The 21,465-nt window shown below is 66.4% G+C and carries 21 protein-coding genes and 1 tRNA gene; 11 read left to right on the top strand and 11 right to left on the bottom strand.

What is annotated here, in order from left to right:
- The first annotated feature begins 6 nt into the window (after positions 1-6).
- The 3 genes from N536_RS0132475 (at position 7) to N536_RS0132465 (ending at position 1,378) form a co-directional block, all read left to right on the top strand.
- On the top strand, positions 7-828 hold the full coding sequence (locus N536_RS0132475) for a carboxymuconolactone decarboxylase family protein (protein ID WP_029117431.1): 822 nt from the start codon (positions 7-9) through the stop codon (positions 826-828).
- Between the two features lie 110 nt (positions 829-938).
- Positions 939-1,235 (top strand): hypothetical protein, encoded by a 297-nt coding sequence (locus N536_RS0132470; RefSeq protein WP_051574917.1) that lies wholly within the window; start codon positions 939-941, stop codon positions 1,233-1,235.
- A 69-nt stretch (positions 1,236-1,304) separates the two neighbouring features.
- Positions 1,305-1,378: transfer RNA gene (locus N536_RS0132465), tRNA-Ile, on the top strand.
- Between the two features lie 101 nt (positions 1,379-1,479).
- Here the strand turns inward: N536_RS0132465 and N536_RS40990 are convergent.
- The 3 genes from N536_RS40990 to N536_RS0132450 all read right to left on the bottom strand — a co-directional run bounded on the left by N536_RS40990 (position 1,480) and on the right by N536_RS0132450 (position 6,645).
- A complete protein-coding gene (locus N536_RS40990; protein ID WP_081809476.1) occupies positions 1,480-3,252 on the bottom strand; it encodes a cellulase family glycosylhydrolase in 1,773 nt (590 codons plus the stop codon).
- Between the two features lie 137 nt (positions 3,253-3,389).
- Positions 3,390-5,915 (bottom strand): excinuclease ABC subunit UvrA, encoded by a 2,526-nt coding sequence (locus N536_RS0132455; protein WP_029117429.1) that lies wholly within the window; start codon positions 5,913-5,915, stop codon positions 3,390-3,392.
- 88 nt (positions 5,916-6,003) lie between these two features.
- The gene (locus N536_RS0132450) at positions 6,004-6,645 is read right to left on the bottom strand and encodes a dihydrofolate reductase family protein (protein ID WP_029117428.1); all 642 of its coding nucleotides are present in this window, start codon (positions 6,643-6,645) and stop codon (positions 6,004-6,006) included.
- A gap of 208 nt (positions 6,646-6,853) precedes the next feature.
- Here N536_RS0132450 and N536_RS0132445 point away from each other — a divergent pair, with 208 nt between their 5' ends.
- Positions 6,854-7,447, top strand: coding sequence for a TetR/AcrR family transcriptional regulator (locus N536_RS0132445; RefSeq protein WP_029117427.1), 594 nt, complete (start codon positions 6,854-6,856; stop codon positions 7,445-7,447).
- 325 nt (positions 7,448-7,772) lie between these two features.
- Positions 7,773-9,014 (top strand): hypothetical protein, encoded by a 1,242-nt coding sequence (locus tag N536_RS0132440; protein WP_029117426.1) that lies wholly within the window; start codon positions 7,773-7,775, stop codon positions 9,012-9,014.
- A 50-nt stretch (positions 9,015-9,064) separates the two neighbouring features.
- Here N536_RS0132440 and N536_RS0132435 read toward each other — a convergent pair whose 3' ends face one another.
- Genes N536_RS0132435 through N536_RS0132420 form a run of 4 tightly spaced genes read right to left on the bottom strand, consistent with a single transcriptional unit; the run spans position 9,065 to position 11,706 of the window.
- Complete coding sequence (locus N536_RS0132435; protein ID WP_029117425.1) at positions 9,065-9,730, bottom strand: FMN-binding negative transcriptional regulator; 666 nt, start codon at positions 9,728-9,730, stop codon at positions 9,065-9,067.
- Between the two features lies 1 nt (position 9,731).
- Positions 9,732-10,463, bottom strand: a complete 732-nt coding sequence (locus N536_RS0132430; RefSeq protein ID WP_029117424.1) for a B3/4 domain-containing protein — start codon at positions 10,461-10,463, stop codon at positions 9,732-9,734.
- Complete coding sequence (locus N536_RS0132425; RefSeq protein ID WP_029117423.1) at positions 10,463-11,065, bottom strand: XRE family transcriptional regulator; 603 nt, start codon at positions 11,063-11,065, stop codon at positions 10,463-10,465. The genes N536_RS0132430 and N536_RS0132425 overlap by 1 nt, the downstream gene beginning before the upstream one ends.
- Positions 11,066-11,106: 41 nt before the next feature.
- Positions 11,107-11,706 (bottom strand): TetR family transcriptional regulator, encoded by a 600-nt coding sequence (locus N536_RS0132420; RefSeq protein ID WP_051574915.1) that lies wholly within the window; start codon positions 11,704-11,706, stop codon positions 11,107-11,109.
- A 115-nt stretch (positions 11,707-11,821) separates the two neighbouring features.
- Here N536_RS0132420 and N536_RS0132415 point away from each other — a divergent pair, with 115 nt between their 5' ends.
- The 6 genes from N536_RS0132415 to N536_RS0132390 are packed head-to-tail and all read left to right on the top strand — an operon-like array spanning position 11,822 to position 17,862.
- On the top strand, positions 11,822-12,652 hold the full coding sequence (locus N536_RS0132415) for a mycofactocin-coupled SDR family oxidoreductase (protein ID WP_029117421.1): 831 nt from the start codon (positions 11,822-11,824) through the stop codon (positions 12,650-12,652).
- Complete coding sequence (locus tag N536_RS0132410; protein WP_029117420.1) at positions 12,649-13,461, top strand: mycofactocin-coupled SDR family oxidoreductase; 813 nt, start codon at positions 12,649-12,651, stop codon at positions 13,459-13,461. The genes N536_RS0132415 and N536_RS0132410 overlap by 4 nt, the downstream gene beginning before the upstream one ends.
- Before the next feature lie 19 nt (positions 13,462-13,480).
- Positions 13,481-14,293 (top strand): carboxymuconolactone decarboxylase family protein, encoded by an 813-nt coding sequence (locus tag N536_RS0132405; RefSeq protein WP_029117419.1) that lies wholly within the window; start codon positions 13,481-13,483, stop codon positions 14,291-14,293.
- Positions 14,290-15,744 (top strand): aldehyde dehydrogenase, encoded by a 1,455-nt coding sequence (locus tag N536_RS0132400; protein WP_029117418.1) that lies wholly within the window; start codon positions 14,290-14,292, stop codon positions 15,742-15,744. Before N536_RS0132405 ends, N536_RS0132400 begins: the two co-directional genes overlap by 4 nt.
- Before the next feature lie 10 nt (positions 15,745-15,754).
- A complete protein-coding gene (locus N536_RS0132395) occupies positions 15,755-16,954 on the top strand; it encodes a cytochrome P450 (RefSeq protein ID WP_029117417.1) in 1,200 nt (399 codons plus the stop codon).
- Positions 16,951-17,862, top strand: coding sequence for an alpha/beta hydrolase (locus tag N536_RS0132390; protein WP_029117416.1), 912 nt, complete (start codon positions 16,951-16,953; stop codon positions 17,860-17,862). The genes N536_RS0132395 and N536_RS0132390 overlap by 4 nt, the downstream gene beginning before the upstream one ends.
- 17 nt (positions 17,863-17,879) lie before the next feature.
- On the opposite strand, the gene N536_RS0132385 is transcribed toward N536_RS0132390, so the two are convergent.
- The 4 genes from N536_RS0132385 to N536_RS0132370 form a co-directional block, all read right to left on the bottom strand.
- Positions 17,880-18,341: a hypothetical protein gene (locus N536_RS0132385; RefSeq protein WP_231514702.1), complete on the bottom strand. Its 462-nt coding sequence runs from the start codon at positions 18,339-18,341 to the stop codon at positions 17,880-17,882.
- 64 nt (positions 18,342-18,405) lie between these two features.
- Complete coding sequence (locus tag N536_RS0132380) at positions 18,406-19,860, bottom strand: aldehyde dehydrogenase (protein ID WP_029117414.1); 1,455 nt, start codon at positions 19,858-19,860, stop codon at positions 18,406-18,408.
- Positions 19,857-21,155: a cytochrome P450 gene (locus N536_RS0132375; protein WP_029117413.1), complete on the bottom strand. Its 1,299-nt coding sequence runs from the start codon at positions 21,153-21,155 to the stop codon at positions 19,857-19,859. Before N536_RS0132375 ends, N536_RS0132380 begins: the two co-directional genes overlap by 4 nt.
- A complete protein-coding gene (locus N536_RS0132370; protein ID WP_029117412.1) occupies positions 21,152-21,394 on the bottom strand; it encodes a ferredoxin in 243 nt (80 codons plus the stop codon). Before N536_RS0132370 ends, N536_RS0132375 begins: the two co-directional genes overlap by 4 nt.
- Positions 21,395-21,465: the final 71 nt, after the last annotated feature.

Here is a 21,465-nt window from a genome sequence, read left to right as displayed (position 1 = left end):
CCGGGCATGGACGATGATGTCTACGGCCTGCTGACCCGACTCATCGCGCTGTCTCCCGAAGGGGACGCCGCGCGCAACGCGCTGGTGCGCGAGACGTGCGCCCGCGCGGTGTCACTGCCTGCGCTGGCATCTGAGGCTGCGCCCGACGACGATTCGTTGCTCGCCGCGTTCGCCGAACAGTTCGCGGTCGATGTGTCGATGATCGGCGCCGAGCAGCGCGCAGCCTTCTTCGCGGCTTTGGGCGCCAACGCGTTTCGGGTGACGGCGTTGATCTTCGTGGCCGACTTCGTGCCGCGGGTGCGGGCGGGTCTCGGCGCGCTCGGCCTGCCGCCGATCACAGAGCCGACGGAGTGGGATCACGTCACCGATCCGGTCGATCTGCTGCTGAACCGGTTCGCGTCGACGGTCGGGGCGTTGCGGTCGCTGGATCCGGTGACCACCGAGGTGGTCCGGCTGCGTGGTGCGGTGCAGCACAACTGCCGGCTGTGCAAGTCGCTGCGCGAGGGGGCTGCACTGGATGCGGGTGGGACGGAGTCGATGTACGCCGACATCGAGCGCTACGAGACGTCTGCGCTGCTGGATGAGCGGCAGAAGGCGGCGCTGCGCTACGTCGACGCGCTGATCTGGACGCCGTCCTCGATCTCGCCCGACGTCGCCGCCGGGGTGCGGGCGCACTTCTCGGACGGGGAGGCCCTCGAGATCACGTTCGACGTGATGCGCAACGGGATCAACAAGATCGCCGTGGCGCTTGGCGGGGACGCGCCCCGGGTTGAGGAGGGGACGGAGCGCTACCTGCTGGGTCTGGACGGCCAGCCGGTATACAGCTGACCCGTATCTCCACGCAGTCTCCACACTTTCTCCAAGTTCGGACGTCCGCGCCCGAGCAGGCTGGTGAGCACCAGGAACCCCGACATGAGGGGTCCAGCCAAGGAGAAGCCATGAAGAAGTTCGTCGTTAGCGCCGCCGCTGTCGCCTCGCTCGCCGCAGGAGGTCTGGCGTTGGCCAGCAGCGCCGCTGCCATTCCGTTGACCGGGAACCCGGCGGACCAAGCCGTCCGCGTCCTGGAGGCGGAGGGCTACACCGTGCGGATCAACCAGACCGTCGACGTGCCGTTGTCGTCATGCAGCGTCACCGGCGTCAGCGGCCTGCGCGGAGCCGAGGAGAACGGCGTGCTGCGGGACCCCGGCAGTTTGAACGTCGCGTTCCTCGACGTCAACTGCCCTCCCCGCTCGTAGCCCACACGGCGGCGGACCCGTCTGCGGCTTCACCTCGCGACGTGGGAACATTGGTGCGCTTTCGCGCACGGGGCGGTAGCTCAGTTGGTTAGAGCCGGGGACTCATAATCCCTTGGTCGCGGGTTCGAGCCCCGCCCGCCCCACTTGAGATGTGTATTGCGTCGGGTGATGGCTGACATTTCGTCTCCGGTTGATGGGCGACAGTGTTTCGGCTGATGCTTGACACTCCCGCGATGAGGGAGCATCAAGAGTCTCCCAAGGCGCCCGTCGCGGCGGCCGCCGACGGCTTGGTAGCCGGCTTGCTCGGCGTGGCGTCCGGCGTCGACGGGTCGGGTTCGTCGGGCGCCTTTAATGATGTGGTGGGTTTGGCCGCCGTGGCGGATTCGGCTGATGTGGTGGGTTCGGCCGCCGTGGTGGGTTTGGTCGATTTGGTCGGTTCGGCGGCCGTCGTGGGCTCGGGTGATGCGGTGGACTCGGCGATCACGACACGCTCAGGGACGTCGCCGGATTTCCCGGTTATCGAGGTTTCCGCGACACCCGAAGTCCCGGCCTCCGCCGTATCGACGGCAGCCACGCGCGCCACCTTGACTGATGATCGCTGGGCAGGGGGATCGATCGCGTCGACGGCGGGTTGTGTGGCACGCACCGCGGCGGTCGACGACAAGGCGGTGACGGCCGTGGCGGGCGGCGGCGGGCGGTCGGTGATCCGATCCACGAAGTCACGGACCAGCTGTGCCCCGGCCTGGATTAGGCCCACGGTGAAGTCGACCAGGCCCCTGATCACCGATACCGTCGCGTTCACCGCGAATCGGATCGCGTCGACGAAGAGGCCGGCTACGTTCCGTGTGATCTGCGCGAGCGCGTAGGCCACCGCCTTGATGGCTGCGAGGATGGGTCGCGACGGGATCGCCCCCGGTGGCTGCGCGCCGAGGAACTCGGCGACGATCGCCGCTGCCGGCTTGGGTTGCCCGGTGTCATAGAAGAGTCCGAGTGTTTCGCTCGGTTTCGTGCTGGCGGAATTGATGTCCTTCGTGGTGTAGATGAACATGGGGCCGGTGCCGTCGACGGTGTGCCAGGAGTTCAGGAAATCCTCGGTGAAGTCGGCCTGTTGCTGAACCCCGCCTTCCGAGGCGGGCTCCCCGTACTCGGTGGCCCAGACCTTGAGGCCGCCGTCGCCGTTGAGGTCCATCAACTGCCTGATGGCCATGAGCTGACGCATGGGAGATTGCGGTACGTCCGCGCCCTCGGAGAATGGAAGCGTGTAGTGGTACGGGTGAAATGACAGCGCGTCGAAGTACCCGTGTGCACCTGCCGCGTACATGCCAGCGACGAAGTCCACCGGATTCATGGTGATCTGCCCGATGGTGAGGGTCGAGCCCACGACTGCCCCGATGACGAGCGCCGACGGATCAGCTTGCTTGATCGCCGGATAAGCGACCTTCAACAGATCGGTGTACGCGGCGGGGTCGACCGGGTCGAAGAAGAACTTGGCGTTCGGCTCGTTCCAGACCTCGTAGGCGGCAATCTTGCCCTCGTAGCGTTCGGCCACCTTGCCGACGAACGTCGCGTACGCCTCCGGTGAGTTCGGTTGCCCGTTGATGGGAGGACTGCCTGCCCACCACGGGGTGGCGTTGATCTCAGCGAGCACGCCCATGTTTCGGGCATACGCAGCGTTGACCTCGTTATCGACGTACTGCCATAGGTACGAATTGGGGCCCAGCAGTTGCACTCCCGCCCAGGGGATCTGAATCCGCACGTTCTGCACGCCCATCGCCTGGAGGGCATCCAGCGTTTCCTCGATCTGTTCGGGAGTTTCGAAGTACAGCGCCGAGTCCGCGACGCCCACCGTGGTCGGCGTCTCGCTGATCGAGGCAACGGACTGTACGGCGATCGCGACGGATTTCGGTCCCGCGACGGCGAATTGCGTGGCACCGCCGCAAACCATCGAGATGGCCGCGACAGCTATGCCGAAACGAACCCCAAACCGTCGAAACGGCCCACTAGTGAATTGCGTCATCACGCGCCCCCGGAGCCGACGCTACGTCTACGGCAGGCCGTCGGTCGGAGATCCGCCAAACCCACAGGATCAATGTGGCAAGCCGTGACAACGTTCGGATGGCCCAGACAGTGAACGCCCTGGGATATTGGGACGCGTCAGCTCTGGCGCGCTCCCACGCCAGCGAGGTAACGCCCAGTAACACTCGCCGCGGAGTGGGCGATGTCGGCCGGCGTGCCCGTGGCGACGATGGTTCCGCCCGCGGCGCCGCCTCCAGGCCCCAAGTCGACGACGTAGTCGGCGTTGGCGATCATGTCGAGATCGTGTTCGATGACGATCACCGTGGCGCCCTTCGCGCCCAAGCGGTCGATGACGCCGAGGAGGACGCGGATGTCGAGCGGATGAAGGCCGACGCTGGGTTCGTCGAGCACGAACATTGCGTTGGACTGTGTGCGGCCGAGTTCGGTTGCGAGCTTTAGTCTTTGCGCTTCTCCACCGGAAAGCGCTGGGGTGTCCTCGCCGAGAGTCAGGTAGCCCAGCCCGAGGTCGATGAGGGTCTGCAGCTTGCGGTGCACCTTGGGGAGGTCCTCGGTTGCCTTCAGGGCTTGTTTCACCGTGAGGCAGAGCAGTTCGGGCAGCGACAGCCCTCCGGGTCGTCGGATTTCCTGTGCCGCAGGGGCGTAGCGGGTGCCGTCGCAGTCCGGGCACGGGATGTCGACGTCGGGCAGGAACTGGACGTCCAGCGAGATCTGCCCCGTCCCTTCGCAGCGCGGGCATCGCAGGGAGCCGGTGTTGTACGAGAAGTCGGATGCGGTCAGGCCAAGGCGTTTCGACTCGTCGAGGGCGGCGTAGTAACGACGTAGGTCGTCCAGGACGCCGCTGTAGGTGGCGATCGTCGATCGCACGTTGGTGCCGATGGGCGTGGCGTCGACGACGTTGACCCGCTGGATACCCGACGGGTCGACCGACGCGATGTGCGCGGGCAGGCGTTCCCCGGCCGCCGTTGTTTGCAACGCTGGCACCAGGCTTTCCAGAACCAGCGTGGTCTTGCCGGACCCCGAGACTCCGGTGACCGCCGTGAGTCTGCCCTTGGGGATCTCGACGTCGAGCGCGTGTACGGTGTGCAGCGGTCGGGTGGCCAGCCGGATCCGGCCGTCTTCGAACAGCTGCCCCGAGGCGACGGTGTCTCGCACGCGGATCGGCTCGGTGCCGTCGAGGAAACCGGCGATCAACGACGACGGGTCGTCCACCAGATCTTTCAACGTTCCTTCGGCGAGGACGGTGCCGCCCTCGCTGCCGGATCCAGGCCCGATCTCGATGAACCAGTCGGCTTCGCGGAGGACCTGGACGTCATGGTCGACCAGCACGACGGAGTTCCCGTCGCGCAGCAGGTCGCGGATGACGCCGTTGAGGCCGTCGATGTTGGACGGATGCAGGCCGATCGAGGGTTCGTCGAGGACGTAGAGCACTCCGGTGGTCTGATTGCGCACGGCGCGGGAGAGCTGAACCCGTTGCCGCTCACCGGTGGACAGCGTGGAGCTCGGCCGATCCAGGCCGAGATATCCCAGGCCGAGTTCGACGAGCCGCTCCGCCATCTCGAGCAACTGCGCGACGATCGCGGTCGCCATCGTGCGCATGTCGTCGGGCAGGGTGTCGATGACCGTTGGCGCCCAGCCGATTACGTCGTCGAGGGTCTTGGCCGTCGCCTCGGCCAGGTTGATGCCGGTGACGTGGGTGGCCAGCACCCGTTCGCTCAGCCGGGTGCCGTGGCACGTCGGGCACGTGCCGGTGTGAATGAACTTGTTGACTCGGTTGACGCCGCCCTCGCTCGCCGCCTTGTCGAGCGCCTCCTGCACCGCAAGGCGGGCGTTGCGATAGACGAAGTTGACCTCGAACAACTTCCCGCTCTTCGACGGCACCGTGATGCGGTGCTTCTCCGCGGGGCCGTGCAGGACGACGTCGCGCTCCTCGTCGGTGAGATCGCGGTACGGCACGTCGGTGCGCACGCCGAGTTCACCGACCATCTGCGGCATGACGGTCAACCCCATCATCTTCCACGGCGCCACCGCCCCGTCGGCGATCGTCCGCGAGGGGTCGGGAACCAACAGCGCGTCGTCGATCTCCCGCACGACACCCAGGCCGCCACAGGTCGGACATGCCCCGTCGGAGTTGAAGGCCATCGCTTCGGCGCCGGGCGGGGTGAACGTGACGCCGCAGACCGGGCAGGTGAGGTCCAGGCCTGCCGCCACGTCGATCGTGGGCTCCTGACGGTGGCCGTTCGGGCAGACGTGTTCTCCCAAGCGGGAGAACAGCAGGCGCAGGACGTTGAGGAGTTCCGTCGACGTGCCGAAGGTGCTGCGTGCACCGGAAACACCCGGTCGTTGCCGCAGCGCCAGCGCTGCGGGGACGTGGCGGACGCTGTCGACGGTAGCCTTGGTGGCGTGCGACATCCTGCGCCGGGTGTAGGTCGACAGCGCCTCGATGTAGCGCCGGGAACCCTCCGCGTACAAGACTCCCATCGCCAGCGACGACTTTCCCGACCCGGAAACCCCTGCGATGGCGACCATTTGGTTCAACGGCACGTCGACGTCGACGTTGGCGAGGTTATGCACGCGCGCGCCGCGCACCTCGATGGTCGTGGGTGCGGCCGGCTTCTCGCCCGCGGTGCTCTCTGGACTGGACACTGCGTCGCACCTCTTCTGTCGGACGACGGAAGCCTAGCGGCAACCCCCGACAGCGGGGGTTCGTGAATGGGAACGCTGAATCGGTCGTTCAGTCGCCGCCCACACCCCGGTCGGGTGCGCTCATGTCGCCCGTCGCGGGCGTGCCCTCGGCGAGCCCGTAGCGCAGGTACACGCTGCCCTTTGGTCCGACGATCGGCGCTTCGAGGAGGGTGACGTTCGTGGGCACCGTGCCGTCTTCGAACACCTTCTTCCCGACGCCGAGCAAGATCGGGTGCACCCAGAGGTCGAGACGGTCGAACAGCTTCTCGCGCAGCAGGGTCTGCACCAGGTTCAGGCTTCCGACGACCTTTATGTGCTCGTGCCGATCACGGATCTCACGTACCGCGTCGGCCAGATTTGGCCCGAGCTGCGTGGACCCGGCCCACGACAGGTCGGGCTTGCCGCGGGACGCCACGTACTTCGGCACGCGGTTGAAGAGCGTGGCGATCTCGTTGTCCTCGCCGCCCTCCTGATGCGGCCAGTAGCCGGCGAAGATGTCGTACGTCCGCCTGCCGAGCAGGAGGGCGTCCGTGTCCTCGTACGCGGCCATGATCTGCGCCCCGGCGACGTCGTCCATCAACGGCGCCTGCCAGCCGCCGAACGGGAAGCCCTCTGGGTCCTCGTCGGGGCCGCCGGGCGCCTGCCCGACGAGGTCGAGGGTGGCGAACAGTTCGATGTGGATGAGGCCCATGGCTGGCTCCTGATGAGTCGATTGTCTCGGTCGGGAGGTAGACCAATGTGCAGCACCAAACTCATCGCTGTGATGAGATTTACGTCCGGTCCCGCGGCCGAAGGATTGGGGAGCATGCACAACGTTACCGAGGTTGTGATATCGATCGTTATGCAATTTTTCGTATACTTGCTGCGGTTCGTAGGGCGACGCGCCTCGCGAGGATGACATGAGATATCCACCGGATCACAAGGCGAAAGCGCGTGACGCACTCCTGCGCGCCGGCATGCGGTCGATGAAGATCGCTGGCTTCAACGGAGTGGGAGTGGACGGACTCGCTGCCGCAGCCGAAGTGACCTCAGGTGCGTTCTATTCGAGCTTCGCGAATAAGGAGGCGATGCTCGAGGCGATAGTCGAGGCTGGGGTCGGCGAGCCGTTTCTCTCCGATACCGAGTCTGGGAGTAAAGCCGCGCGTCGGTCTCAGCTGGAAGACTTTCTCGCGGAGTACATTAGCGCCGACCACGTTGCGGACCCGGGAGCCGGTTGTGTGATGCCCACGCTGAGCGCGGACGTTGCGAGGGCGGGGCCGCCCGCACAAGAGGCGTACGAACGCAAAATCACCGCACTGGCAGCGCGAGTAGCTGATTCGCTCGACGGCGTGCGCTCCGACCGGGACCGCCGAGCGTGGAGCATTGTGGCGCTTATGGTTGGGGCGATCTCGATCTCGCGCGCCATGCCCGACGCTGCAGCGCGGGGGCAAGTCATTGGCGCGGCGCGGCGGACGGCCGACATGCTCATGGCGCCTGCGAAACCACGCAAGTGACGCCAAGGGTATGACCTGAGTTCCCGGACCCACAGTCCGTGGCGTCTGGACCGAATCCAGAGGATCCGTCAGGGGATCCGCTCCTGCGTGAGCTCGGCGCGGTCACAGCAAGGGTGTCAGCGATTTCCGAATTATCCTGGCGGATAACGGATGCTGGCTGGCTACTACCACTTGTCTGTAGCTCAGCTGAGCTCCCTTATGCAATAACGATGGTGAGATTACGCTCGTTATTCTAAGGCTTGAGGCCCTTCCCAAGTCCTAGTCCGGCCGCGTGCACGAGTGCGCCCCGCGTTGACACGATCGACACACTCAGACGGAGGCTTCAATGTCGGTAAATCCCGGACACACCCATCTGGTCCGGCCCATCGGGGCGCTCGAGCGTCAGTTCTTCCGGTATAGCGAGCGCAATCCCCTGCATTTTCTACTGGTTGCCGAATTCGACGTCGTCGTGGACGCCGAAGACTTGCACAATGCCCTGGACGCCGTTCAGCGACGGCATCCCCTGCTATCGGTGCACGTCGAAGATGACCCGTCGATCCGCCTTGGGTTCTTTCGAGCACCCACGGTGGCTCGGATACCGCTGACAGTGCACGAGGGAATCACTGACTGGCGGTCACTGGCCGCAACGGAATTGGCCCGGCCACTCGACCGGTCGATTGCTCCTCTAATGCGTGCGGCCCTTCTGAGGGCACATGGGTCGTCGGCGATCGTGCTGACGTTCGATCACACCATCAGCGATGGCGTCTCCTCATTTCTTGTTCTCAACGACCTAGTGTCTGCGTTGAACGGTCGCCAGCCCGAGATCCGGCCGGTCCCGCCCGCCATCGAGGACTTGATCGAGCGCTCGTTGGGAGGCGCTGCCGCCGAGGCACTTCCCGAGCTCGATGAGCGAATGGCCCGCGCGATATCGCAGCGACCGTTCGACGGCACACCCCCATTTCTGCATACCTTGGCTATGACCGAGGCCGAGACCACCCGGCTGGTGGTGCGGAGCCGCGCCGAACACACCACCGTTCACGCGGCCATTATCGTGGCCGCCTGCCGGGTCCGCGGCCAGCAGGGCGGTGACACGTTCGTCCGCGCGCTCAGCCCGATCAACGTGCGCGAATTGATACACGCCGATGGTGATTGTGCGGCCTATTTCACCGGCACGTGCACGGGATTGGCGCCCGCCGACGGAAACTCGTTCTGGGACCAGGCCCGCGCGATGTCGGCCGATCTCGCCGGTGCTCGCTCTGCGGCCGGCGTCGTTGCGACCGCACAGGCAATCGGACAAGCCATGACTGTGGACGCGACGACCGAGACCGCCGAACACGTCTTCGGCAAGGTCTTCGCATGGGAAGTGTTGACCACCAATCTGGGCCGAAAGGAACTCACCGACACCGGACCCATTGCGCCATCGGCCGTCTGGGCGCCGATCGTTCACATGCAGTCGGCTGGCGAGTACGCCATCGGCATCATCACCTACCGAGGCCGGCTACGGATGACCTGCGTCGGTTACACGCCGGTCGCCGACTACCTGCAGCAGGTGGGGGACACACTGACGGCGTCGTTGGTCGCCGCCTAGACGGGATGTGCGAGACGACCGATTGGAATTCCTCTGCGCCCGGAGGTCGTTCACTCCTGTCCGCGACGCGCCCGCCAGTCACCGATCGCCGCGAGGCGCCGTCGCTGCTGCGCGGCGGCTGCCCCGTCGAGTCCGCGGCCCCGCTGCTCGAGATTCTCGATGACGCGTTCGCGGTGTTCGACGGGGTTGGCGTCGTCGTACTTGAACTTGGCCTCCACGCGCAGCACCTCCAACCGGATGCCGCGGATCCCGGCGAGCATCCGCCCGTACGGATCCTCGCCGACGGCGATCTCGGCGTGGCGGCCTTCGGGTTGGAAGTCGCCGAGTTGCGCACGCAGGATCTGCGTCTTGCCTTCGGGATCGTCGATCACCGTTGGGCGGCAAACGAATTGCACGGCTGAGTAGTAGCTGGTCGGCACGCCGTCCTCGTCGGGTCCGCCCGCCTTGGCCCGCCAGTACGTCGGGATGTACGCGTAGTCACCGATCACGGCAAGCCGCACTTCGGCGGCCGCCTCCAGATGCGGCCACACGGGATTGGGCCGGGCGAGGTGCATCAACAGTTCGTCGCCGGCGAGCGTGAAGTGCGTTGGCACGATGACGGGGGCTTCGGCTGGGGCGACGTTGTTGACCGCTAGGACGCCGAACCGGTCGGTGGCGGCCAGCCAGTTCTGCCATTCCTGTTTGTCCAGTGCGGCATCCCACGGGTGGATGAGCATGTCAGTCTCCTTGGTCGGGTGCGGGCTCGCCGGAGAGCACGCGGCGAACGATGTGGACGTCGGGCCCGAGCCGATCGAGGTGGCCGCTCAACTCGTCGGCGGCCGCGTGCAGCGCCTCGTCGGTCATCGGGTGGAGCGCGTCGAGGATGAACAACGCGCTCGTGGTGTCGTCGCGAAGTTGAGTGCGCCGAGCCTGGCGCCAGTTCCAGCGCCGGCAGGTCACGCCGGTGTCGTCGCACCACACCACTTCGCCCGGCTCGGGGTGCTCGATCACCACGGCGCCGTCGGCGGTGGTGTCGAAGGGTTCGGTACCGGTGGCGCGGATCAGTTGCGGCGCACCGACGTACCGGGCCAGGTCCTCACCGCCGAGGGGCAACTGATGCAGGACGGACACCGCGTTGTAGATGTCGGTGAGCCGGTTCACGCGTGGCAGCCCCGACTCCGCACGGCGCAGCAGCGCCTCCACGCTGTTGCGCGTGCGCTGCGGTTTGGCGCCGAATGCTCGGTACGCCTCCCGCCACGCCGCGACGTGCGGCAGCTGGTCCACGGGTTGCGTGCTGATCGCTTGGCGTGCTGTGGTTTCCGCCGTCTGCAGCAGCGCGTCGCTTCGGTCGTCGCTCGGCGCAGGCACCAGGCCGTCGACCGCCAGCAGCAAGGCGCGGTAATCGGGTCGCAACGCGAACACCGCGGCATCGACGTGCGCGTCGGCCAAAGACCCTGCGAGCTCAGTCATCACGCGCCTTCCGTCCGCGGTGGTCCCGTCCCGACACCGGGCTCGAAGACGGCCAGCGAGAACCGTGCCGGCTTGGTGTGCTGATTGGCATAGGAATGTGCGACGTCGCCCGGGAACGCGACCGCGTCGCCGACACCGAGAGTGACCGATTGGCCGGCGACCTCGACGGTGATCGAGCCCTCCTGCACGTGGATCAGTTCCTTGGTACCAGGGGCGTGCGCCTCGCTGGTGTGCTGCTCACCCGGGCACAGGGTCCAATCCCACAGTTCGACGACGTCCGGGGGAGTGGTGCCGGCAACCAGCACGCCGCGTCCACCGGCCTCGCCACTCCAGAGTGTGGCGCCCTCGCCCCGGCGGGTCACCTTCACGGACTTGGGCTCGGGTCGCTCGACCAATGCCGGCAGTCCTACGCCGAGTGCGTCGCTGATCTTGAGAAGGGTTCCCACGCTGGGATTCACGGCACCTTGCTCGACGCTGACCAACATGCGACGGCTGACCCCGGCAGCCTCGGCCAACTGGTCCAGCGTCCACACGCGTGCCTGCCGTTCCTGCTTGACCCGGGCGCCGATCGCCGACGCAAGGTCGGCGGCGCTCTGATCCATGAGTGCACTATAGCGCACTGATAGTGCGCTATAAGCCGCCGTCAGTTCGGCTTGCGTGACGCTTCGTAGCCGCTCGTCAGCCAGTACACCGTGCGATCGAGGCCCGGCACGATCTCGGTGATGTCGAGCTCGCCCACCGCGAAGCGGCCAAGCAGTCCGTAGATCACCGTCGAGAGAATCGTCTCGAGGTCACGGAGAAAGTCGTCATCGACGTCGGCGAGCACCTCCATGAAGGACGGACTGACGATGCCAAGGCCCTGGCGGAACAGCTGCTGTCCGCCCGGCGAAGCCCTCGCCCGATAGAACGCCCTGAGCATCGCCGGATGCTGCTCCCACGGCTCGAAGATCGTCCGCAGCAGGCGCATCATGCCGTCGTAGACCGACTCGCCGGGCCGGGGAGTTTGGTGGACGAGGCCCGAATATCGGTTCTCGTCCATCCAGCTCTGCAGTGCGGCGAGGATCAATTCGTCGCGGTTCGCGTAGCGTTTGTAGATCGTCGCCAGCGACGTCCGCGCGCGGCGCGCGACCTCGCGGAGCTGAACCGCGTCGTATCCCTCGGTCTCGAGCAGCTCGGCGACGATGTCGAGGATCTTGTCCCGCGGGACGGCGGTTTCTTGGCGGCTCACTTCGGCGCTGTTCATTCGCTCAACACCCCCCTTGCCGTCGCCCAGTAACCAAGTTACCGTACCTTGAGTAACACGGTTACTCACGTCACACGACACAGCGGTTGTGGCAGGCGCAACGGAGCGAGGGTCAATGAGTTCTCTAGAAGGCAAGGTCGCATTCATCACGGGAGTGGCCCGTGGGCAGGGACGCAGTCACGCGGTCCGGTTGGCTGCCGACGGCGCCGACATCATCGGCGTGGATATCTGCGCCGACATCCCGTCCAACGGCTACCCGATGGCCAGTCGTGACGAACTCGACGAGACCATCGCCCTCGTCGAAGCGGCGGGCGGCAAGATGCTCGGCTCGGTGGCCGACGTCCGCGACTTCGCCGCGGTCAACGCGGCGCTCACCGCGGGTGTGGAGCACTTCGGGCGCCTCGACATCGTCTGCGCCAACGCAGGCATCGCCACGATGGCGTTTCGCGAGCTGACCATCGAGGAAGAACTCGAGCAGTGGACCGACGTGCTCGACGTCAACCTCGTCGGCGCCTTCCACACGGCGCGGGCGGCCATCCCGCACCTGATCGCAGGCAAGCGTGGCGGATCGATCGTGTTCACGAGTTCGACTGCGGGCCTTCGCGGATTCGGCGGCCAGCAAGGCGGCGGGCTCGCGTACGCCGCGTCCAAGCACGGCATCGTCGGCCTGATGCGGACACTCTCCAATGCGCTTGCGCCAGAGAGCATCCGGGTCAACACCGTCCACCCGACGGCGGTGAACACGATGATGGCCACCAACCCCGCGATGACGTCCTTCCTGGAGAACTATCCCGACGGCGGCATTCACCTGCAGAATCCCATGCCGGTCTCGCTCCTCGAACCCGAGGACATCAGCGCGGCGATCGCCTACCTCGTCTCCGACCAAGCCAAGTACGTCACCGGGGTCACGTTCCCGGTCGACGCCGGCTTCTGCAACAAGCTGTGAGCGACGCGACCGGCCGCGCCGCCGGCAAGCGGGTCCTGGTCACCGGTGCCGCCCGCGGGATGGGACGCAGCCACGCCGTACGACTGGCCGAGGAGGGCGCGGACCTCATCCTCGTCGACATCTGTGAGTCCCTGCCCGAGATCGAGTATCCACTCGCCTCGGTCGAGGACCTCGAGGAGACGGCGCGGCTGGTGGAAAAGCAAGGGCGCCAAGCCGTCACGAAGGTCGTCGACATCCGCGACGCGGCCGCACTGGCAGCTGCCGTCGACGACGGCGTCGCCCAGCTGGGCGGCCTGGACGCGTCGGTGGCCAACGCCGGCGTGCTGACCGTCGGCACCTGGGACACCACCACGCCGGAGCAGTGGCGCACGGTGGTCGACATCAACCTGATCGGGACGTGGAACACGTGCGCCGCCGCACTGCCCCACCTGGTCGAGCGCGGCGGCAGCCTGGTGAACATCAGCTCGGCTGCCGGATTGAAGGGCACCCCACTGCACACGCCGTACACCGCGTCGAAACACGGCGTCGTCGGATTGAGCCGGGCGCTCGCCAATGAACTTGCCGCCCAGAATATCCGGGTCAACACGGTGCATCCCACCGGTGTCGCGACCGGCATGCAGCCCGCATCGCTGCATTCGTTGCTCGCCGAGTCGCGCCCCGACCTCGTGCCGCTCTTCCTCAACGCCATGCCGATCGTCATGGCCGAACCGATCGACATCAGCAACGCCGTGCTGTTTCTCGTCTCCGACGAATCCCGGTACGTGACAGGGCTGGAATTCAAGGTCGACGCAGGCGTCACGCTGCGATGAACAGAAGGAATCGACTTCAATGACGACGCTCGACACCGAACGCTCCAGCCGGGGGAGGCGAGCCTTCGCCGACGTGATGACGTTCGCCGCGCCCGACGACACGACGCCCGCGAACGCCGGTCTCGTCGACTTCGTCTTCGGCGAGGTCTGGGACCGACCAGGACTCAGCCGTCGAGACCGACGCTTCGTGACGCTGCCGTGCGTCGCAGCGGCCGATGCCGAAGGGCCGCTGCGAGACCACGTGTACGCGGCGCTGAACAGCGGCGACGTCACGATTACCGAAATGCGGGAAACGGTATTGCATTTCGCCGTCTACAGCGGCTGGCCGAAGGCGTCGCGATTCAACTCGATCGTCGACGAACAGTGGGAGCGCATCAATCGCGATCGTGGGCAGACCGTTCCACCGCCGGAGCCGCTGTTGCCGCTGCCCACGCCCAGCGACCCGGAAGCCCGGCTGCTGACCGGCGAGCAGGCGTTCCGCGACGTCAACTGCCTGCCCTTCGTCCCCATTCGGGACAATCCCTACTCGGGCGCCGGGATCCTCAACTTCGTGTTCGGCGAGATGTGGCTGCGGCCGGGATTGGGCATGAAGGAACGGCGGCTGGTCACCGTGGCCTGCGTCGCGTTTCAGGACGCGCCGTACCCGATCCTCAGCCACGTCTACGCGGCGTTGAAGAGCCGCGATATCTCGTTCGACGAGATGGACGAGCTGGCCTTGCATTTCGCGGCCTACTATGGCTGGGCGAAGGGTTCGCATCTCAACGACGAGATCGAGCGGCAGAAGCAACGCGTGCTCGAGGAGTGGCGCGCCGAAGCGGGTGGGCCGGAGTGAGCACCGCGGTGTCGTTGGCCGCTGGCCTGCTGATCGGGGGAGACCTGATCACCAGCGCCTCGGGCGGAAGCCACGAGCACATCTACCCTGCGACCGGGCAGCCCAATGTGACGGTCCCGCTTGCGGGTTCGGCGGAGATTGACCGTGCGGTCGCGTCCGCGTGGGAAGCGCATCGCGCGTGGATGGCGTTGACGGTGGATCGCCGCCGCGACATGCTGATCGACCTGGCCGACGTGGTGCACGACCACCTCGACGAACTCGCCGTGCTCAACGTGCACGACTATGCGGTGCCGATCTCCTTCGCCGGCACCGCGCACATGCTCGAATGGTTCTTGCGTCACTTCGCCGGCTACGTCGACAAGCCGCACGGCACTAGTTCGCCGGTCAACGGCTCGTTCGACGTGAACCTGATCGAGCGTGAACCCTACGGGGTGGTCGGTGTCATCACGCCGTGGAACGGCGCACTGGCCGTCACCGCGTCGTGTGTGGCTCCCGCGCTCGCCGCGGGCAACGCCGTGGTCCTGAAGCCGTCGGAGTTGGCGTCGTTGGCCGCGTTGCGGTTCGGGGAACTGTGCCTCGAGGCGGGTCTGCCGGCCGGACTGGTCAACGTCGTTCCGGCCGGCGCCGAAGGCGGTGAGGCACTCGTCCGCCATCCGGGCATCCGCAAGGTCCACTTCACCGGTGGCGATGTCACCGCACGGCGCGTGCTCGCGACGGCTGCGGTCAACTTGACGCCGGTGGTGGCAGAACTGGGCGGCAAGTCGGCCAACGTCGTCTTCGAGGACGCGGACCTCGACATGGCGGCGGGAATGGCGGCCCATCAGGGACCGCTGATGCAGTCTGGTCAGAGCTGTGCGTGCGCCAGCCGCGTGCTGGTGCACGAGTCGGTGTACGACGCGTTCACCGAGAAGTTCCTCGCGGCCGTCGGATCGGCCAAAGTCGGTGACCCGCTTGACCCCAGCGTCTTCTTCGGCCCCGTCATCACCGAGGCGTCCGCCGACCGGATCGTCGGCGTCATCGACGACGCCGTTGCGCAGAAGTCCGGCGAACTGCTCCTCGGCGGCAAGCGGATCGGCGGCGAGCTCGCGGCCGGTTACTACATCGAGCCGACGGTGTTCGGCGGCGTCGACAACTCATCCCTGCTCGCGCAGACCGAAACGTTCGGTCCCGTCGTCTCTCTCATCAGATTCCGCGACGACGCCGAGGCGTTGCGGATCGCCAACGACACCCCCTACGGCCTGAACGCGTTCGTGCAGACCCGCGACCTCACCAGGGCCCACCGGTTCGCGCGGCAACTGGAGTCGGGATCGGTGTGGATCAACCAACTCAGCATCATCTCGCCGCAAGGACCGTACGGTGGCTACAAGCAGAGCGGATTCGGCCGCACCGGCGGCGTCGACGGGTTGCACGAGTTCATGCAAGTCAAGAACATTCGCATCGGAATGAGCTGACGGGAGCCCGATGAACACGACGGCCGCCACCGACGTCTACTACGACCCCTACGACATCGGTATCGTCGGTGACCCGTACCCCGTCTACGCCCGCCTGGTCGAGGAGGCGCCGCTCTACTACAACGAGCGATACGACTTCTGGGCGCTGTCCCGGCACGCCGACGTCGACAAGGCGCTGAGCAACTGGGAGACGTTCTCCAACCGGCGAAGCGACATCCTCGAACTGGTGCAGTCGAAGTTCGACATGCCGCCGGGCGTGATGATGTTCGAGGACCCGCCGCTGCACACGATGCTGCGCGGCTTGATGTCTCGAGTGTTCACACCGCGGCGGATGGCGGCGATCGAAGACCAGATCCGGCAGTACTGCGTGCGCTGCCTCGACCCGCACGTCGGGTCCGACGGGTTCGACATCGTGGCCGAGCTCGCCGCGATGATGCCGATGCGGGTGATCGGCATGCTGCTTGGCATTCCGGAGTCGGCCCAGACCGAGTTCCGCGACGCCAACGACGCCAACCTGCGCACCAAGCCGGGCGCACCGATGAAGGTCGCCAACGCCGACAAGATCGCCGACGGGCGGATGTACGCCGAGTACGTCGAGTGGCGCGCCAACAACCCGTCCGACGACCTGATGACCGCGCTGCTGAACGTCGAGTTCGAGGACGAGCACGGCGTCACGCGCAAGCTCACCCGCAAGGAAGTGCTGCACTACACCCAGGTGGTAGCCGGCGCGGGCAACGAGACCACCGGCCGGCTCATCGGCTGGTTGGCGAAGGTGCTCGCCGAACATCCCGACCAGCGCCGCGAGGTGGAGCAGGACCGCTCACTCCTCATTCCGGCGATCGACGAGACGCTGCGGTTCGAGCCGACCGGGCCGCACGTCGCCCGGTGGATGGCACGCGACTTCGAGGCCTACGGTCAGACGGTGCCCGCGGGCAGCGCGATGCTGCTGCTGTTCGGTGCGGCAAACCGCGACCCGCGGCGCTTCCCGAACCCCGACACGTTCGACATCCACCGCACCAACAGCCATCTCACGTTCGGCAAGGGCATGCACTACTGCCTCGGCGCGAACCTGGCCAGGCTGGAGGGCCGCGTCGCGCTCGACGAACTGCTCAACCGCTGGCCCGAATGGGGCATCGACTACGACACCGCACGCCTCGCCCCGACGTCGACCGTGCGCGGCTGGGAAGAGCTGCGAATCCTGTTGCCGTGATCCTCCGCGGCGGCACCAACCCGTTCCACCCCGAACTGCGTCGCATCGCGCGGGTTCTGCCGCGCACGGCCGTTACACCCCTGACGGTCAAGCTGTTTCGAGCGTTGCCGACGCCGCGCAAGTCCGGCCGTGGGAACGGCGTCGAGGTCGTGACCTTGCCGTCGGGGGTCGACGTCCGCGTCCACCGACCGCGGGGTGTCCGAGCTCAGGTCGGCCCCGCGCTGCTCTGGATCCATGGTGGCGGCTACGTCCTCGGCCACGCGGGCATGGACGACGTCCTCTGTGCTCGGCTCGCCCGCGACCTAGGTGTCACCGTCGCTGCGGTGGACTACCGGCTGGCGCCGGCGTACCCATACCCCACCCCGCTGCACGACTGTTACGACGCGCTGGCGTGGCTGGCGGGACAAGCCGCGGTCGACCCGACGCGGATCGCCGTCGCGGGGGCCAGTGCTGGCGGAGGCCTGGCCGCGGCGCTCGCCCAACTAACTCGCGACCGATCCGAAATCACCCTGGCAGCACAAGTACTGGCATATCCGATGCTCGATGACCGCACCGCTCAGCGGCCAGATCCCGCCAGGCGGAGTCGGCGGATGTGGAACGACACCAGCAATCGACTGGGTTGGCGGGCATACCTCGGCGCGGCAGACCCGAACGTCGCCGTACCGGCGCGGCGGGAGGACCTGAGCGGACTTCCACCGGCGTGGATCGGCGTGGGGACGTTGGACGTCCTGCACGACGAAGCCGTGGCGTACGCACGGCGATTGCGAGCGGCCGGTGTGCCATGTGAATTGGAGGTCGTCGAAGGCGCATTCCACGGCTTCGATGCGGTGGCGCCGAAGACGGCGATTGCGCGAGAGTTCATCGCCAGCCAGCACTCCGTGCTGCGTCGGGCCTTCGCGGCGGGTTAGCGCTGGTCCGTCGGTTCTCAGAAGCGACGCAACGCAAACGCATACGTATCGGTGCCACCGGGCGCGCCGTAGCAGCCCGCGTCGTAGGTGGTGACGATCGTCCCAGCCAATGACACGGCGTCCCAGGTGTACACGTCGTGCGACGGCAGGTTGTAGCCGATGCACCGCACGCCGTCGGGCACGTCGACCGTCAGCGTGTACTGGCCGTTGGCGAAGAACGCCGACTGCTGAAAGGCCTGGCTCTTCAACGGTCGTGGGATGGCTTGCACGTTCATGGTGTCGGTTGCTGGAGCGACGACCGGGTCCTGCAGCCAGGTACCGCAATCGGGAGCACCGCAGGAGTGCTTCACCGACCAGATGAACGAGTGGTCATTCCACCGGTCGGTGAGCACTTCGTAGTTGCCGATGTGCATTGCGGCGCTTGCTGGGGGAGCGAACGCCGTCGCCATGACGGCGAGCGCCGCGCTTGCTCCGGACACGAAAAGCCTAGCCAATCGGCTCATTTACCATTCCCATCGGTGAAGTGGACGCAGAGCGGCGGTGTCAGAGCTGGGCCCAGACCGCCTTGGTCTTCAGGTAGGCCTCGATGCCCTCTTGCCCGTGCTCGTAGCCCCAGCCGGACTGCTTGTAGCCGCCGAAGGGCACGGCGTGGTCGAACACCAACTGGCAGTTGATCGAGACGGTCCCCGCCTGGAGTCGCTTGCCGAGCCGATGTGCACGGCTGAGATCGTTGGTCCACGCCGTGGCGGCCAATCCATATGAGCTGTCGTTGGCCATCGCGACGGCTTGGTCGTCGTCGTCGAACGGCAGGATCGACACCACGGGCCCGAAGATCTCCTCCCGGTACAGCCGCATTTTGGGATCGACGTCGGTGAGCACCGTCGGGTGCACGAAGTAGCCCTTGCGGTCCAACCGGTGTCCGCCGGTGACGACCTCGACGCCCTCGGAGCGGCCCTCGTCGATGTATCCCATGACGCGGGCGAGCTGTTTGGCGCTGATGAGTGGCCCACTCGCGCAGCCCTCTTCGTCGGGCCCGCCCAGTTTCATGTTATTGGCCACGCGTGCGACGCCCTCGACCACGTGGTCGTAGACCCCGCGCTGGACGAAGATTCGCGAGCCACACACACATCCCTGGCCGGAGTGCACGAAGATGCCCATCGCTGCCATGAAGATGGCCTTCTTCAAGTCGGCGTCGTCGTAGATCAGCACAGGGGACTTGCCGCCCAGCTCGAGGGCGACCTTCTTCAGGTTGCCCGCAGATGCCCGGACGATCTCCTTGCCGATCTCTGTCGAGCCGGTGAAGGCGACCTTCTCGACGTCGGGATGTGCGGTGATCGCCGCGCCTGCGGTGTGCCCGTAGCCGGTGACGAGATTGACGACGCCGTCGGGCACTCCGGCTTCGGCGATCAGCCGGGTCAGCAACAGGGCCGAGAGCGGTGTCTCCTCAGCGGGTTTCACGATCGTGCTGCAGCCGGCCGCCAGTGCGGGAGCGAGCTTGGCGCACGCGTTGAAGATCGGCCCGTTCCACGGGAAGATCAGGCCGACGACGCCGTAGGGCTCCTTGAGCGTGTAGGTGTGCATGTCGACCCAGGCATCCGACGCAATGCCCGCGGTCTTTACGTCGTAGGCGTTGCCGCTGATCTTGGAGCACCAACCCGCGTGGTAGCGGAAGAACTCGGCGCAGTTGGGTAGGCCTAGCCGCGCCTGCATCAACGGCATGCCGGTGTTGAGGGCGTCGAGCTGGGCCAGTTCCTCGGCGTGTTCGTCGATCAGATCGGCGATGCGCCACATGATCTTGGCCCGTGCGCGTCCCGGCAGCTCGGACCACACACCCGCTTCGAAGGCCGCCTTGGCGCGTGCCACGGCGTCGTCGACCGCTTCGGCACCGCAGTCGGTGAACTCCGTGATCTGTTCTTCCGTCACGGGATTGATGATCGGTATGACGTCACCCGTCCCGGGCCGCTTCCGGATGTCGTCCAGGAGGTCTTGGACCGTCACTGTGAACTTCCAGCCGACGGCACGGCGGTGAACTCGATGTGCAGTTCGGTGAGTCCGCGCAGCAGAAACGTTGGCTCGTAGGCGTACCGGCGCTGATCGATGGAGCCGTGGTCGGCTTCGCTGATGGTGATGTCCCTCATCCGGTCCAGCAGCCGGTGCACGGTGATGCGGCCTTCGACACGGGCCAGGGGCGCGCCGGCGCAGGTGTGGATGCCGCGGCCAAAGGTGATGTGCTCGCGGACGTTCTTGCGATCCAGCTGGAACTCGTGGGGGTTGTCGAACTTCCGCGGGTCGCGGTTCGCCGCACCGAGGCACAGCATCAGGACGGTGCCCGCGGGGATGTGGACACCGGCCAGCGTGGTTGTCTTGCGCGCCAGGCGGAAGTCGACCTTCGTGGGGCTCTGTATGCGCAGGGCCTCTTCGATGAACGCCGGTATCAGGTCACGGTTGTCGCGGAGCAGCTTTTGGAACTCCGGCCGATCACCCAGGGTTTGCACCACGGCGCTCAAGAGCTTCGTGACGGTCTCCTGGCCGGCGGCGAACAGGAAGGTGGCGGGCTTGGTCACCTCCATGACCTCCGGGGTGGAGCCGTCGGGGTATGTCGCGGTGGCCATTCCGCTCAGCACGTCACCGCGCGGTTCACGACGTCGCTCGGCGATGTAGCCGCTGAACTTGTCGTCGAGGTATTCGAGGGGATTCAGGCCAACGGGTTCGCCGTCGAGCGCGCCGACCCGGTTGCCTGCCGGCTTCTCCGCCCCGAGGGCACGGCGGAACTCGGCCCGGTCCTCCTCGGGCACACCGAGCAGGTCGGTGATGGCGAGGGTGGCGAACGGTCGGGCGTACTCGGACAGGAACTCGCACTTGCCGTTCTCGATGAACTCGTCGAGTTGGGTGTCGACGAGCTGCCACATGAAGTCTTCGTTTTCCTTGAGCCGCCGCGGTGTCAGCAGCTTGCTCAACAGCGACCGTGCCCGCTCGTGTGCGGGCGGGTCCATGACGACCATGTGCTCGAAGATCGGAAACTCGTGCCGATGCGCTTCGATCTGCTCGGTGATGTCGTCGCCCGCGGGTTCGAACGGCAACGGGGGGAAGGGGCCGCCGATCGCATTGACCGCGGAGAAGGAGTCCACGTCCTTGAACGCCGCCATGACCTCTGCGTAACCGGTGACCGCCACGACGCCGTGGTGTGGTTCCTGATAGACGGGACCCTTGCTCCGCAGATATTCGTAGTAGTCGTACGGATCCTGGGCGATGGCCGCGTCGGTGAAGTAGTCCGCTGCTGCGAGATCGGTCATGTTGTCGAGGTCCTGTTCTGGGCTGATGAGTACTGCGCCAATTCGACGGTTATCGCTCCGCGCGGGCAGGCATCCACGGCGGCGGTCACCCTGTCCCACAACGCGTCTGCTGGCTCCGCTTCGCAGGTGGCGACGTCGTCGTCGGAGAGTTCGAATACCTCGGGGGCGAGGTCCATGCAGAGTGCGTGCCCCTCGCACAGCCGAGGGTCGACGCGGACGCGTCGCTGCGGCGCAGACATTGGCACCACCTCTCCAAAAACTGATCGATCGATCAAATTGTGCATTGGGTCATGGATATCACGCTTGCGAC

Source organism: Mycobacterium sp. URHB0044 (assembly GCF_000620625.1).
Taxonomy (GTDB): Bacteria; Actinomycetota; Actinomycetes; order Mycobacteriales; family Mycobacteriaceae; genus Mycobacterium.
The sequence above is the reverse complement of the archived record's forward strand: the minus strand, read 5'-3'. Positions and strand labels throughout refer to the sequence as shown.